The 14,423-nt window shown below is 60.2% G+C and carries 13 protein-coding genes; 5 read left to right on the top strand and 8 right to left on the bottom strand.

Annotated elements, in window-relative coordinates:
• The first annotated feature begins 20 nt into the window (after window positions 1–20).
• Window positions 21–1,022: a DUF3109 family protein gene (locus CS919_RS04645; protein ID WP_099298340.1), complete on the top strand. Its 1,002-nt coding sequence runs from the start codon at window positions 21–23 to the stop codon at window positions 1,020–1,022.
• 18 nt (window positions 1,023–1,040) lie between these two features.
• Here CS919_RS04645 and CS919_RS04650 read toward each other — a convergent pair whose 3' ends face one another.
• From CS919_RS04650 to CS919_RS04660, 3 genes are all read right to left on the bottom strand, one after another.
• The gene (locus CS919_RS04650) at window positions 1,041–1,739 is read right to left on the bottom strand and encodes a response regulator (RefSeq protein WP_099298341.1); all 699 of its coding nucleotides are present in this window, start codon (window positions 1,737–1,739) and stop codon (window positions 1,041–1,043) included.
• Between the two features lie 99 nt (window positions 1,740–1,838).
• A complete protein-coding gene (locus CS919_RS04655) occupies window positions 1,839–3,140 on the bottom strand; it encodes a sensor histidine kinase (RefSeq protein WP_099298342.1) in 1,302 nt (433 codons plus the stop codon).
• Window positions 3,141–3,151: 11 nt separating this feature from the next.
• Complete coding sequence (locus tag CS919_RS04660) at window positions 3,152–3,916, bottom strand: phosphoglyceromutase (protein WP_099298343.1); 765 nt, start codon at window positions 3,914–3,916, stop codon at window positions 3,152–3,154.
• Window positions 3,917–4,072: 156 nt separating this feature from the next.
• Here CS919_RS04660 and CS919_RS04665 point away from each other — a divergent pair, with 156 nt between their 5' ends.
• Entirely contained in the window at window positions 4,073–5,686 is a 1,614-nt protein-coding gene (locus CS919_RS04665; protein ID WP_099298344.1) for a SulP family inorganic anion transporter, read from the top strand.
• A gap of 50 nt (window positions 5,687–5,736) precedes the next feature.
• On the opposite strand, the gene CS919_RS04670 is transcribed toward CS919_RS04665, so the two are convergent.
• The 4 genes from CS919_RS04670 to mshA all read right to left on the bottom strand — a co-directional run bounded on the left by CS919_RS04670 (window position 5,737) and on the right by mshA (window position 9,334).
• On the bottom strand, window positions 5,737–6,744 hold the full coding sequence (locus tag CS919_RS04670; RefSeq protein WP_099298345.1) for a hypothetical protein: 1,008 nt from the start codon (window positions 6,742–6,744) through the stop codon (window positions 5,737–5,739).
• Window positions 6,741–7,322 (bottom strand): ABC transporter ATP-binding protein, encoded by a 582-nt coding sequence (locus tag CS919_RS04675; protein WP_159460953.1) that lies wholly within the window; start codon window positions 7,320–7,322, stop codon window positions 6,741–6,743. Before CS919_RS04675 ends, CS919_RS04670 begins: the two co-directional genes overlap by 4 nt.
• 7 nt (window positions 7,323–7,329) lie before the next feature.
• Window positions 7,330–7,932, bottom strand: a complete 603-nt coding sequence (locus CS919_RS04680; RefSeq protein ID WP_099298347.1) for a type III secretion system chaperone family protein — start codon at window positions 7,930–7,932, stop codon at window positions 7,330–7,332.
• Between the two features lie 94 nt (window positions 7,933–8,026).
• Window positions 8,027–9,334, bottom strand: a complete 1,308-nt coding sequence (mshA, locus tag CS919_RS04685; RefSeq protein ID WP_099298348.1) for a D-inositol-3-phosphate glycosyltransferase — start codon at window positions 9,332–9,334, stop codon at window positions 8,027–8,029.
• 163 nt (window positions 9,335–9,497) lie between these two features.
• Here mshA and CS919_RS04690 point away from each other — a divergent pair, with 163 nt between their 5' ends.
• Window positions 9,498–11,279, top strand: a complete 1,782-nt coding sequence (locus CS919_RS04690; RefSeq protein WP_099298349.1) for a long-chain-fatty-acid--CoA ligase — start codon at window positions 9,498–9,500, stop codon at window positions 11,277–11,279.
• A gap of 266 nt (window positions 11,280–11,545) precedes the next feature.
• Here the strand turns inward: CS919_RS04690 and CS919_RS04695 are convergent, their stop codons facing one another.
• Complete coding sequence (locus CS919_RS04695) at window positions 11,546–13,009, bottom strand: UDP-N-acetylmuramate dehydrogenase (RefSeq protein WP_370737746.1); 1,464 nt, start codon at window positions 13,007–13,009, stop codon at window positions 11,546–11,548.
• 23 nt (window positions 13,010–13,032) lie between these two features.
• On the opposite strand from CS919_RS04695, the gene CS919_RS04700 reads away from it, so the two are divergent.
• Both CS919_RS04700 and CS919_RS04705 read left to right on the top strand, forming a co-directional pair.
• Window positions 13,033–13,533, top strand: coding sequence for a DUF2505 domain-containing protein (locus tag CS919_RS04700; RefSeq protein ID WP_099298351.1), 501 nt, complete (start codon window positions 13,033–13,035; stop codon window positions 13,531–13,533).
• A 2-nt stretch (window positions 13,534–13,535) separates the two neighbouring features.
• Complete coding sequence (locus tag CS919_RS04705) at window positions 13,536–14,402, top strand: SAM-dependent methyltransferase (RefSeq protein WP_099298352.1); 867 nt, start codon at window positions 13,536–13,538, stop codon at window positions 14,400–14,402.
• Window positions 14,403–14,423: the final 21 nt, after the last annotated feature.

Below are 14,423 nucleotides of genomic sequence, written 5' to 3' on the forward strand. Positions count from 1 at the left end.
ACCAGCCTAACCCGTCTACGGTGAATGCTGTGAACCAAACGTCCCAGTCTTCCCCTCGCGCCTCCGGGTATCCGGCCGGCACTGCAGCTGATCAGTCCGTGAAATCCGGCCAGGAACTGCCTGCAGACTACGCACGGGAATGGCTCGAGTTTGTGGATCCTGCGGATTCCGAGCACATCATCCAGGCCGATCTGACGTGGCTGTTGTCCACCTACCGTTGCCGTTTTGGCACGGAGGCGTGTTTAGGGATCGATGCCTCCAATCCCGACGTGGGTTGTTGTGGTCACGGTGCGTTTCTCACCGATGTGGAGGATCGACGCCAACTCGCCCGCGTTGCAGCACAGCTCACTGATGCGGAGTGGCAGAACCGACCCGCAGATGAGGTGGAGCAGTGGCAAGAGGCGCAGGTGGCGTCGGAAAAAGAGGGCACAGAAACCACCGACAACGAGGACGAAGAAAACAACGGGTACGGCACCACGGTGGGGCAGCTGGAGCCGTGGCTCGAATGGGATGAGCTGGAAAATGACGAGGGTGAACTGGAGCCCGCGCTGAAGACCGTGACGGTGGGCGGCGCGTGCATTTTCGCCAATCGGGAGGGTTTTCCGGCCGGGCGAGGATGCGCGTTGCACTCATGGGCGCTCAAGCACGGCGAGAACGTTCTGCAGTCCAAGCCCGAGGTGTGCTGGCAGTTGCCACTGCGCCGGCTGGAGGAATGGGAGACGCGGTCAGACGGCGCGGAGCAGCTGCGCACGACCATCACGGAGTACACCCGGCGCGGGTGGGGAAACGGCGGCGAGGACTTCGATTGGTACTGCACCACAGATTCCACGTGCCATGCAGGGACGAATCCACTGTGGCGCACGCAAGAGGAAGAGCTCACGGAGCTGGTGGGCAGCGATGCATACCGAGTGATCGCGGAGCACTGCGAACAACGGGAGAAAATGGCTGCGGTATCCCCGAGCGGATTCCCGCTGCTGTCTATCCACCCTGCGACGGCGCAAGCTCGGGAGCGCGGGATTTAACCGGCCTCAGGCCGGGACCTAGCTTTCGAACTTGTAGCCCAGGCCACGAACCGTCACCAGGATCTCCGGGCGGGACGGGTTGCGCTCGATCTTGGAGCGCAGGCGCTTGATGTGCACGTCCAAGGTCTTGGTATCGCCCACGTAATCCGCACCCCACACGCGGTCGATGAGCTGACCACGGGTGAGCACGCGGCCGGAGTTGCGCATCAGATATTCCAGCAGGTCAAACTCCTTGAGCGGCATGGGAACCTTGTGCCCATCCACGGTGACGATGTGGCGTTCCACGTCCATCATCACACGATTTTCGCGCAGCACCATGCCATCGTCTGCCAGCTCCTCGCTCTGCGGAGTGTTATCCCCACCGCGACGCAGGACGGCGCGAATGCGGGCGATGAGCTCGCGGGCGAAGTACGGCTTGGTCACGTAATCATCCGCGCCGAGCTCTAGTCCCACGACCTTATCGATCTCACTATCGCGAGCCGTCACCATGATCACGGGCACGGAGGAAGTTTGGCGCAATTGGCGGCACACTTCGGTACCGGACATTCCTGGGAGCATCAGGTCCAGTAGGACGATGTCGATCTGTTCCGAGGCAAAGATCTCGAGAGCGGTGGGGCCATCCCCGGCGAGGGCTACTTCAAAGCCCTCTTTTTTCAGAAGAAAAGCCAGTGGCTCAGCCAAAGATTCTTCGTCTTCGACGATAAGAACGCTAGTCACGGTGGCTCTCGCCCCTCTCTGTAGTTCGGTCACCGCACGATGGCGGTTATCCCGGTGTTACCTTATTGTCCGTTTCTGTTCACAAACCCGCAACCGGAGTTACCCGATCCGCCTGTCTTCATCATCAGGATCATCCCGATCTTGGCCATCTCGATCATCGCTGGTGAAGATTCCGGTGATCACGTCATTGCTATCCGCCAAGGACGTCTGGCTCGGCACCACGGGACTCTCGCCCTCAGGCAGGGTGGTTTCGCTTTGGGTGAAACGAGGCAACTCCAGCGTGAAAGTGGAACCGGTACCCGGGCGAGACCACACGGAGACCCGTCCTCCGTGGTTAACCATCACATGTTTCACGATGGCTAACCCAAGGCCCGTACCTCCTGTATTGCGGGAGCGTGCTTTGTCCACGCGGAAGAAGCGCTCAAACAGGCGCTTCTGATCCTCCGGCGCAATGCCGATGCCGCGGTCAGTCACTCGCACCCGGACCACGTCATCGCGGACCTCGCGGGACAAAGACACGGGAGTGCCCGCCGGCGAGTAGTAGATCGCGTTGGTCACCAGGTTGGACACAGACGTCACCAACAAGGACTTGTCACCCATGACGAGCGCCCCACAGCGCTGATCCTTCACCAATTCAATGTTGGCGGTCTCTGCGGCCAAGTGGCAGCGGTCAAACGCCTCTTCCACCACAGAATCCAAGCTGATTACCTGTGGATCCGGCAAGGACTCAGCACCCTGCAGCTTGGACAAGGAGATCAGCTCAGAGATCATCTGACCCATGCGTCGGGTCTCCCCCACCAACTTGCCACCGAAGTACTCCACGGACTCGGGGTCCTCGCGGACCTCCATCAACGTCTCCACCAGCAAGGAAATCGCGCCGACCGGGGTCTTGAGCTCGTGCGAGACGTTAGCCACAAAGTCCCGGCGCGCGGATTCCATGCGCACGTGCTCGGAATCATCCGTGGCGTAAACAACGGCATAGCGGTTGTCCTGCAGAGTCAACAACTGCACCTGACCAGCAACGGAAATCACGGGACGGCTGCCCCGGCGATGCGGCGGTGAGAAGTGAATCTCGCGCGGCTCGTGATCCATGAACACCCGCTGCACAGCCTTCCACACAGTTTCGTTGACCGTGCGCTCATGCACCAAGGACAGCTCGTGCGCACGCGGGTTGGACATCACCACGTTGCGGCGCTTGTCCACCACCACCACGGCGCTGGGTGCGGACTGGATGGCAAAGTGCAGCACCTGCGCCACGGTGGACACCCGGTTTCCTTGCAGCTCCGCCCGGGTTCGCAGGTTGCGCTTGGCTTTGATCTGCACCCGATAGAACTTGTACCCGAGCACCCCAAAGAGGGCTCCCAGTAGGAGCCCGAGGAGCAACCCGATCAGCAGGTCCATCAACAGGGGTATTACTTAGCTTCGCCCTGAGCAGCCACTGCCGCTGCACCCGCAGCTGCAGCTTCTGGATCCAGGTAGTCACCGCCGGGGTTCAGGACGGTGCCGTCCGTACCCACGCGGTACACCAGCGGGATGCCGGTAGGGATGTTCAGTCCGGCGATGTCCTCGTCGGAAATGTTGTCCAAGTACTTCACCAACGCGCGCAGGGAGTTACCGTGCGCGGCCACCAGGACGGTCTCGCCACGTGCGATGCGTGGGGCGATCTCCTCCTCGTAGTAAGGGACAAAGCGCTTGACGACGTCGAACAGGCACTCGGTGCGGGGGACCTCGGAAAGGTTGGCGTAGCGAGCCTCGTTGGTCTGTGCGTACTCGTTGTCCACGTCGATCTCTGGTGGCGGGGTGTCGTAAGAACGGCGCCACTCCATGAACTGATCGTTGCCGTACTTCTCCTTGGTCTCTGTCTTGTTCAGGCCCTGCAGTGCGCCGTAGTGACGCTCGTTGAGCCGCCAATCGCGGATCACAGGAATCCAGTGCAGGTCCGCTTCATCCAGCGCAATGTTGGCGGTGGTGATGGCACGACGCAGCAGCGAGGTGTACAAAACGCTGGGCTTGAGCCCTGCATCTTTGATCATCTGGCCGCCGCGCTTGGCCTCTTCGCGGCCCTGATCGGTCAGGCGAACGTCCACCCAGCCGGTGAACTGGTTGGAGGCGTTCCATTCGCTCTGTCCGTGGCGCAGGAGGATGAGTGTTCCGTGGTTCTGTTCGTTGTCGCTCATGGTTTCTATAGTGCCATGTTTGGGGGTATTTCCTGTGGGTGGTGGTTGCTGTTTCCCACCGACTCCCCCGGTTTGTGGTCATTAAGGTGTGATTTTTTATTTCCGACGCCACCCCTGAATCTACAGACATAAGTTTCCTGTGAGACTTTAGTTCCTGTGCACACAGCCGAAACTTCTCCACACCTTGTCCTTCCCGCTCCCACTGGGGTGATCCCTAGCTTCCGCTATGCGTTCTCCTCCCTGTCCCGCTTCAGGACTGAGGTGCTGGGTGGCTTGGTGGTCGCGCTGGCGCTGATTCCAGAGGCCATCAGCTTTTCTGTTCTGGCTGGCGTGGATCCGCGGGTGGGATTGTTCGCTTCGGTGACGATGGCCATCACCATCGCTTTCACCGGCGGGCGCCCAGCGATGATCTCCGCGGCCACGGGCGCGGTGGCCGTGGTGATCTCTCCTCTGGTGGCCAGCCACGGGCTGAATTATTTGTTGGCCTGTGTGATTCTGGCTGGCATTTTCCAGCTGCTGCTGGCGGCTGTGGGCGTGGCGAAGCTCATGCGGTTTATTCCTCGATCGGTGATGGTGGGCTTTATTAACTCACTGGCGATCATCGTGTTCAGTGGGCAGATTCCGCATCTCCTGGGCGTTCCGTGGCTGGTGTATCCGTTGGTGGCGGTGAGCATCGCGATTGTGGTGTTGTTCCCACGCCTAACCAGCGCAATTCCAGCTCCGCTGATTGCGATTTTGGTGCTCACCCCGTTTGTTATTGCTACGGGTTGGAACGTGCCGAACGTCTCCGATCAGGGTGAGCTGCCCACCAGCTTGCCGGAGTTCTTCTTCCCAGATGTTCCGCTGACTTTGGAGACATTCCAGATCATCGCGCCGTACGCCTTGGGCATGGCGCTGGTTGGCCTGTTGGAATCCTTGTTAACCGCGAAGCTGGTGGACGACATCACTGATGTGCACTCTGACAAGACACGTGAGAGCTGGGGGCAGGGTATCGCGAACATCGTCACGGGCATGTTCGGCGGAATGGGCGGTTGCGCGATGATTGGGCAGACGCTGATCAATACCCGCAGCGCCGGGGCGCGCACGCGCCTATCCACACTGCTCGCCGGAGTTTTCCTGCTGGTTCTGCTGGTCAGCTTGGGAGACATTGTTGGCTTAATCCCGATGGCCGCTCTGACCGGCATCATGATCATGGTGGCTGTCAGCTCCTTTGACTGGCACTCCGTCAAGCCATCCACACTGCGGGCTATGCCGTTAAGCGAAACTCTGGTGATGCTAGTGACTGTCATCGCCACGTTGCTGACTCACAACCTGGCGGTTGGCGTGGCATTCGGCGTACTCACGGCCATGGTGCTTTTCGCTCGCCGTGTGGCCCACATGGTGACCATCACTCCGGTCTCGCTGGGAGATCTCCCTGCGGGAGATCAGGAGGAAGTGGTCGACGCAGTGCGTGATGGTGCGGAAAACATCTCAGAATCCCCTGCCCCGAACGCCATCAAAAACGATGGTTCAAACTCCCGCATTTACCTAGTGACAGGCCAGTTGTTCTTCGCATCTTCGAATGACTTGGTCTACCAGTTCGACTACGCGAATGACCCGGAACTAGTGGTGGTGGACATGAGCCAAGCCGTGATCTGGGATGCCTCCACGGTGGCCACGCTGGATGCTGTGATTCAGAAGTACGCGGACAAGGAAAAGACAGCGCAGATCATCGGCCTGGATGAGGCCAGCGAGAACCGCTTGCGAAGGCTGTCCGGGAAGCTGGGCTAGCTCACCGAAGGCTGTCCTGCTCTCTGCCGAGTCAAAGAGTCACGCACAAGTCAGATTCTTGTAGCCATGAATCCCAAGAACGCCGCTAGCTTCAGCCCTCCGCTGTAGTACTCCAGTATCTCCGGCGAGACCAACCCACCGATTCCGCTATCCACAAACGTGATTTTCTCCACGACTCGTGACTGTGAACGCTTTATGGCAGCCCACAGAATCGCTGGAATGAACAGAGCTGCTGCCACCAATGGCTGGCCAAACGGGAAGAGCGCAATCAATAGAAGCGCTCCCAACAGCGCATGAACTCCCAGCACAACGAAGCGCTCGCGGAAAACTAACCCGAGCTTGGAAAAGTCCGCGCACCTCATCAACGCAGTTCCCAGCATTGACCACACCATGAAGAAAACGAATATTCCATAGTCACCAAAGACGTCGGCTGTTGCCACAGAAATGGCGATAGCCGCCACAAAGGCCACTGGAATATACGGGCGCCTCCAAAATCTGCGCCAAATCAGCACCCAGAAATTAGCCGTTGCACTGTTAGCTCGCATTCTCAGATGAGAAGAGGCAAGCAGTTCGGAGACGAGGTTGGCGTCGAGAATAGAAAAAGAAGCGCGCGCCAACACGTTGCGCATGACACCACGAAGATAAGTCGGGATGTCGCGCCGATGAATCGCGTGCAGGGCCACTCGGAGGACCAGTGCCAGCAGCAAGCCCTGCCACCAGAAACCTTGCGCCGCTCCCACAGAAGCACCGAGAAAGCCGCACACCAACAGCTGTACGAACTGCAGGGCACCGAACCAGCGCAGCTTTCCTCCGGCTCGGACCTTGTACTGCCAATCCTCCAGGGTCGCGTTGACCAGGGGAAAGAACCAATCTGCCAGCATCATGAGCGCCGCAATCCCCGCTATCGCAGCGCCGAGCCCCACAGGTTCCGGCAATCGCGAGGCAACGATAGCCTGCTCTGCCTGCAACCAACTGACCACGTCGAATGCTGCCCACGCCGCGAACGCAGCGCAGAACAGATAGACCACGAACAATTCCGAGCGCACTGCCTTCATCATGCGCCGATGCTGAGGATGTCATCGCAACTGTTGCGAACCACCGGTGAATGAGTCGCGACCAGCACCACAGATCCTTGATCAGCAATGTCTCTCAACTGAGCACAACACACCTCGACCCAATCCTGATCGAGGTGACGCTCGGGCTCGTCGACGATGGTCACGTCCCTGTGCATCAACAATTGGGTGCCCAGATACACCCGCTGCTGCTGTCCGCTGGACAACCTTGAAGGAGGAGAATCGAGCAATTCTGCCAGCGCCCACTGCTCAATAGCAGCGGAGGAATCCTGCTTGGAATACTTTTCGAGCAGCTTGATGTGCTCGCCTACCGACAGATCGGGATAGAACTCCGGCCGGGAAATGTAGGCAAGTCGCCCCACCATGTTCCGATCACTCGTGGGTTGGCCATCTAAGGTGACGCTTCCCGAGTAGGGATGGATTTCCCCAGCCACTGTGCGCGCGAGCGTTGTCTTTCCTGAGCCATTCGGCCCGCAGAGCCCATAGATCTTGCCCGGCTCAAAGGCCGAGCTCATCTTTCCAATGCTGTGGTCAAAGCCAAATTCGCAGTCGACTACCAGCATCGCAGAACTATGAGTTGTCGGACTCAGCGCCCGTCTCAGGCTGGTTGTTTGGCTCTTCCTGGGAGACCACGGATTCCGGCGTGTGCACGTCCTCCGCGAGGTCGGATCCCGGTGGTGGCGCGAGAGTGGCCACCTCGTCATCGGACGGACGCAGCCGGGTGAACGCACCCAGGTTCATCGTCGGCTCGCCGCGAGACAGACGCCACGCCCATTCGTGGCGGATCGAGGACGCAAATCCACGCTCCAGAATGCGGTTGAAATCCTGGTCAGCGCGTTCCAGGATCTGCCCCAACACGCGCTGCAAATCCTCGGCCGTGGTGGAGTCTGGGAACTGACCCACCAGGTAGATGTCATCGTTGCTATCCAGCGTGTAGTGCACGCCGAAGTTCCGACGGTTCTCGTGCAGCAGCAGCTTGTAGACCTCTTCTTGAGCCTCCTCCACATGCCGGCACACAAACGCCTCGATGCGGAACATCCCCTCTTGCGGGATGAGCAGGCAATTCGTCTTCAACTTCTTCTCGCCAGGGAGTACCACGACGAGGTTGCCGCCAGCCTCGGTGTACTCAACCTCAGCGTCATCTAACAGGGTGCAAATAGCCGCGCGATCCATGTTTTTCAGCCTACACGCGCACTGGACACCAGCCACCCGCTCAGTGCTCGTTCCTCAATGCGGTGAAGTTGTTTCTTTCCTTTCCACGCCATGTTCACCCAGCAGGATTACGCGTAGCGTTCCGCACGCTCTTCGGCAATTCCGCGTAGATCGCGCGCAAACTCTCTGCCGCCTTTTCCCAGGAGAACCGGCTGGCGTGGATCGGCGCGTACTCGGACATCTCGATCCTGCGCTCATCATCTATCAACAGCTCGCCAAGAGCATCGGCCCACACTTCGGGCTCATGCCCTTCCACCAGCAATCCGGACTTGCCATTGTCCACCGCGATGGACAAACCGCCCACGTCGGCAGCCACCACAGGAGTGCCGCTGGCCTGGGCTTCGACAGCCACCAGGCCGAAACTCTCGTTGTAGCTTGGCACCGCGATCAAGTCCGCCGCTTGGTAAATCGAGACCAGCTCCTCTGCCGGGCGCGGACTCAGGAAGCGCACGATATGCGCGATGCCCAATTCCTTGGCCAAATCCTGCAGCTCCTCCAAGCTGTTCTTGCCGGAGCCGGACGGCCCACCGCAAATGACCACGGACAAAAGCAGGTCAGGGTGGCGTCGAACCAAAATGGCCGCAGCCCGCAACAACACATCCGGTGCCTTCAACCTCTGCAACCGGCCCACAAAACCCACCACCTTGGCCAGGAAAGGGATGCCCAGCTCGCGGCGCGTACGCTCCGTGGCGCGATCCGAACCAGGAGTGAAGTGCTCCACATCCGCACCGGGATAGACCACCCGAATCAGGCAATCCTCGGCGTCGTAGCCCTCCACCAAATCCCGAACCTCAGCCTCAGTATTCACGATCAACAAGTCCGCGTTGTCCGCGATCTGCTGCTCACAGATCCGGCGACTGGCAGGCTCCGGCGAATCCCCCGCGGCGAGCAGAGAATTCTTCACCGCAGCCAGCGTATGAGCGGTGTGCACCCAGGGGATATGCCACAGATCGCGCAACAACCACGCCACCTGGCCAGATAGCCAGTAATGCGAGTGGATCAGGTCATAGCCCACGTCCGCGCATTCATTTTGCGTACCCTCGGCATCCTCAGTGGCGCGCTGTTGACTCTTGCGCTGGAACGCCAAAACGCTGCCTGTAAATGCGGCCAACTGCGTGGGCAGCTCTTCCTTCGGCAGGCCCTCATACGGACCAGCCACACAATTAATCACCCGCAGACCCGGCGCCACATGCACCACCTCGCCCTGCAACGGACGCGTAGCGCGGGTGAAAATGTCCACCTCCACGCCCTGCCGAGCCAACTGCAACGCGGTGTTTTTGATGTAGACGTTCATCCCTCCCGCGTCTCCCGAACCGGGCTGTTCCAAAGGTGAAGTGTGGAAGGAGATGATGGCGACTCTCATGAAAGTGAAGTGTAATCGCCGATGCAGCATTTCTCTTTTTTGTTAGTTTCCGCCTACAGACCACCTTTTCCGCGCTATCCTCAAACAAACTCGCTCTTAGAGCGGGCCAAACCGTCCCGAGCACGGGATTCACGCAACGTAGAACAAGAGGAAAGACCACACGATGACGAGCGTCAACAATCCAGATGCGTCCGCCACCGACTCCGGCTCCAAGCCGGAAGGTACCGCTTGGAAGGACAAGCCTTACCTGAAGTACTACGCAGAGTGGACCCCCGAGTCTCTGGACTACCCCACCGAATCCAACCTCGTCTCCATGCTGGAAAAGTCCGTGGCGGAAAACTCCAAGCGGGACATCCTCGACTTCTTCGGTCAGACCACCAGCTACCCAGACTTCGCTGAGCAGGTGAACTCGGTAGCAGCCGGCTTGCAGCACATGGGAGTCAAGCGTGGCGAGCGCGTGGCATTGATCATGCCGAACTGCCCGCAGCACCTCATCGCCTTCTTCGCGGTACTCAAGCTCGGTGCTGTCGTCGTCGAACACAATCCGCTGTACACCGCACGTGAACTCGAAGGCCCATTCAAGGACCACGAGGCGAAGATCGTCATCGCGTGGGACAACGTCTACGACGTCTGCCAAAAGCTGCAGCAGACTACGCAGCTGGAAACCATCGTCTCCGTCAACATGATCGAGGCCATGCCACTGGTTAAGCGCTTGGCTTTGAAGCTTCCTATCCCTTCTTTGAAGGAAAAGCGCGACCAGCTGCACGGCGATGCCCCAGGTAGCGTGCCTTTCTCCAAGTTGCTGACCAAGAAATTCGGTGGCGACGGCAAGAACCTCAAGACCCCCGCGGATCTAGATAGCACAGACCCAGCCGTGATCCTGTTCACCTCCGGCACCACCGGCAAGCCAAAGGGCGCGCAACTGACCCACGGCAACATCATGGCCAACGTGATCCAGGGTCTGGCGTGGGTCAAGGATCTGGGCGAGGGCAAGCAGGAAAAGTACCTCGCTGCACTGCCACTGTTCCACGTCTACGGTCTGACTCTGACCGCTGCGCTTGGCGTGGCCACGGGCGGAAAGCTGGCGCTGCTGCCGAAGCCGGAAATTCCACTGATCGTTGATCAGTTGAAGAAGGAACTACCTACCTACATGCCGGGTGTGCCCACGCTGTACACCAAGATTCTTGAGGCAGCCGAGGAAAACAACCTCGATCTGTCCGGCATCAGCAACGCCCTATCCGGCGCGGCACCACTGCCCACCAAGACCACCGAAGAGTGGGAGAAGAAGACCGGCGGCAAAATCGTGGAGGGCTACGGCCTGACCGAGACCGCCCCGATCATCGTGGCCAACCCCATCACCCCGGACCGCCGCGCGGGTTACATCGGCATCCCATTCCCAGACACCGAGCTGCGTGTGGCGGATCCCGATGACTTCTCCCGCACCATGCCAGACGGCGAAGCCGGCGAGCTGCTGGTTCGCGGCCCACAGGTATTCCAGGGCTACATCAACGTCGAGGATGACGAGCAGCCTTTCCACGAAGACTGGTTCGACACCGGCGATATGGCTGTCATGGAAGAGGACGGCTTCATCAAGATCGTCTCCCGCACCAAGGAAATGATCATCACCGGCGGATTCAATGTCTACCCCGCTGAGGTGGAAGAGGTCCTCACGGATCACCCACAGATCTCTACGGCCGGCGTGGTTGGTTTGGAGCAGGAGGACGGCTCGGAAGAGGTCGTTGCTGCCGTGGTTCTGGAAGAGGGTGTTTCTGAGTCTGATTTCGACGCCGAGGAAGCGCGTGAATGGTCCCGCGAAGCCCTGACCCGTTACAAGGTTCCTCGCCAGTTCTTCGTGGTGGATGAACTGCCTGCAGACATGATCGGCAAGATCCGCCGTCGCGAGGTCAAGGACTTGGTGGAGTCCATGATCGAGGACAAGAAGTAGCTGCCCCTGGCCGTAGTGACTAGGCCTCGACCTAGCCACTTTCTGCTCTGACTACCCCGCAGAGAGAAAGCCCGCCCGGCGCGAGTCATCGGACTTGGCGCAGGGCGGGCTTTGTGCTGGGCAGGCACTGTGCCGAGCTTAGTTGTCAAAAATATGTGCCTCTGTTCAGCACATAATCACTCCCGCCACATTTACCTGGGGAAATGAAAAGCCGCGCTCACAGAGGCACATATTTTCGACATTTGACCTGAATATTTGGGCCTAAACTAGTCCAGCTGAGCACCAACCCACACTGGTTCTGGCTCCAGAGTCACGCCAAAGGCCTCGTGCACCCCGGCGCGCACGGCGCTGGCCAGTGCGATGATGTCTGCGCTGGTGGCGGAGCCACGGTTGGTCAGCGCCAGGGTGTGCTTCGTGGACAGCGACGCCGCCTCGTGCCCCTCAACACTGAATCCCTTGCCGAAGCCGGCGTGGTCGATCAGCCACGCCGCGGAGAACTTGAAGCGCTCCGTGTCTGAAGCATCGCCAGTCGCAGCACCAACCGCACCATCGCCAGCCGCATCTCCACCAGCATCAGCCCCAGCAGCACCAGCACCCGGCTTCACCGCACCATCCTCAGCAGCTCCGCCACGCCCAGCGGAATACACCGGCATTGAGCTGGCCTTTTCCTCGCCACACTTCTCTCGCACAGCAGCAATCACCGCGTCGCGAGCAGCCGCGCCTTCCACCACCGGATTAGTGAAGAAGGATCCCGCTGACCACGTGTCGTGATCCGCTTGATTCAGCACCATGCCCTTGCCCGCGCGCAGCTCCAGCACAGTCGCCCGCACGTCCGCCACGGGCCTGCGCGCGCTCTCGGCACCGGCTTTCGCATCGGCTTCCTGCACGTCCAGCTTCCGCGCCAGCTCGCCAAAACGCAGCGGTTGAGACAGCCCGTCGGTCCCCAACTGGAACTCCACGGCCGTCACCACCGCGCAGTTGGTGAACTTCAGATTCGAGTAGCGGTAGGACAGGTCCAAATCTTCCGGCCCCACCCAGTACAGGTCGTTTTCTTTTTCCGACGCCAACTCCGCGCCATCTGCACCCGCAGCCAGGTCTTCCGCGCCGCGATCGAACAGCTGCACGCGGCTGAGCACCTGGGAAACTTCTGCGCCATACGCGCCCACGTTCTGCACCGGCGTGGCCCCCACGGAGCCGGGGATGCCACTGAGGCATTCCAAGCCAGACAAACCTGCCTCCACCGTGCGCTGCACGAGGCTATCGAAGTTCACGCCAGCAAAGGCACGAACCAGCCCGGACTCCGCATCGATGGTGATGCCGCCCCGGGCATCCCCATCGGCGGCGAAAAGTTCCGCTTCTCCAGACGCATCCAGCCCAGAACTATCCAGCCCAGCCGCCGACTCCTCCGCGCCCGCATCAACAGCAACCTGCTCCGTGGTAGCCCACACCACCACAGTCTTTCGCACGTCATCGCCCTCACCGATGATCAAGTTGGATCCACCGCCGACGACTAAAAGAGGAACGGAGTTGGCGTCGAGCAGAGAAACCACGCCAGCCAGCGCAGACGGCCGAGAACACGCCACCACCGCAGCCGGTGTGCCACCGATGCGCAGCGTGGTCAGGTCCGCGAAGGAACGCTGAACCATCCGCGCGCCGGGCAAGAATTCGGGCGTGCACAGCTTCTCGAGGATCTCGGGCAGGCTTAATTCAGTAGATAACGAATCAGTCACACCACTAACGGTAGTCTGTAAGCATGACTACACACAGCGAGAACACCGCAACCATCAACTTCCCGATCGAAAAGGTCTACGAGGCCCTCTCTTCCAACGAGTACTGGAACTACGAAGTCCAGAACATCAACGATGAGCCAGGCGAGGTCGATTCCTTCTCCGCTGACCCCATCAACGTTGTTCTGTTCGAGCTGCTCCCCAAGGCTGCGCTTCCTGAGGCTGTGCGCGGCATGGTCTCCCAGGATCTGAAGCTCAAGCGCGTGGTGGAGTTCGGCCCAGTTGCTGGCGACGAGGCGACCGGCACCGTCACCGCCGAGGTCAAGGGCGCGCCGGTTCGTTTCAACGCCGACGCCAAGCTCACCGGCAAGGGAGATGCCACCGACCTGTTCGCAGACATCGCCGTAGAGGTTGCAATCCCAATGATGGGTGCCGTGCTGGAGCCAAAGGTTGCTGATTGGGTGCAGGACTTCCTGACCCGTGAGGCTTCCATGATTGAGAAGTACATCTCTGACAACCTGCAGTAAGCGTGGCTGATCACGCCCACAATCTTCGGGCCCGTTCGTGGAATACGGACGGGCCCGTTGGTGTACCCACCCGCGGCACCACTGGCTATAACCGCCTGCGGAAGGCAGACCGGTGGTTGGTGGCGCAACTGCGGGTGCAGGCGTTGCTGCGGAGTGCGGAATTATCTGGGCGGGAGCCGGTGGCCATCGACGTGGGATATGGGGCCTCGCACACCACGACTGTGGAGTGGGCGCGGTTTCTACGCTCTGTGGCGCCGAGCGTGCAGGTCACAGGGTTGGAGATTGAGCCGAGCCGGGTGCTGCCTCCGCGAGATGGCGTGACTTTTGCTCTGGGTGGGTTTGAGCTGTCGGGGATGCGCGCGGACGTGGTGCGAGCGTTTAATGTGCTTCGGCAATATGACGCCTCACAGGTGCGCGATGCGTGGGCGACGATGCAAGCAGGCCTGCGGCCAGGCGGCGTGATCATTGAGGGCACGTGCTGCGAGGTGGGGCGGCGGTCTGCGTGGGTGCTGCTGGATCAACACGGGCCGCAGAGCTTGACGATGGCCTGGACCCCGGGATGCTTGGAACGGCCGTCCGATATCGCTGAGCGCTTGCCCAAGGTTTTGATCCACCGGAATACGCCGGGGCACGCGATTTTCGACGTGCTGCGAGAGATGGATGCCGCGTGGAACCTGGCTGCTCCGCTGGCGGTGTTCGGTCCGCGGGTGCGTTGGCGGGCTGCTGTGGAGCACTTTCATACGGCCACGGGGATTAGGCGGATGACGTCCCGGAGGCGGCACTCTGATAGCTCACTGACGCTGCCGTGGTCCGCGGTTGATGACGATTATGCTGCTGGGAGTTTTCTGCCAACTGGCGACTCCCACTAGCGTGTTGCCAGCGTTTCGGGG

Origin of the sequence: Corynebacterium dentalis (assembly GCF_900232865.1) — a bacterium.
Taxonomy (GTDB): Bacteria; Actinomycetota; Actinomycetes; order Mycobacteriales; family Mycobacteriaceae; genus Corynebacterium; species Corynebacterium dentalis.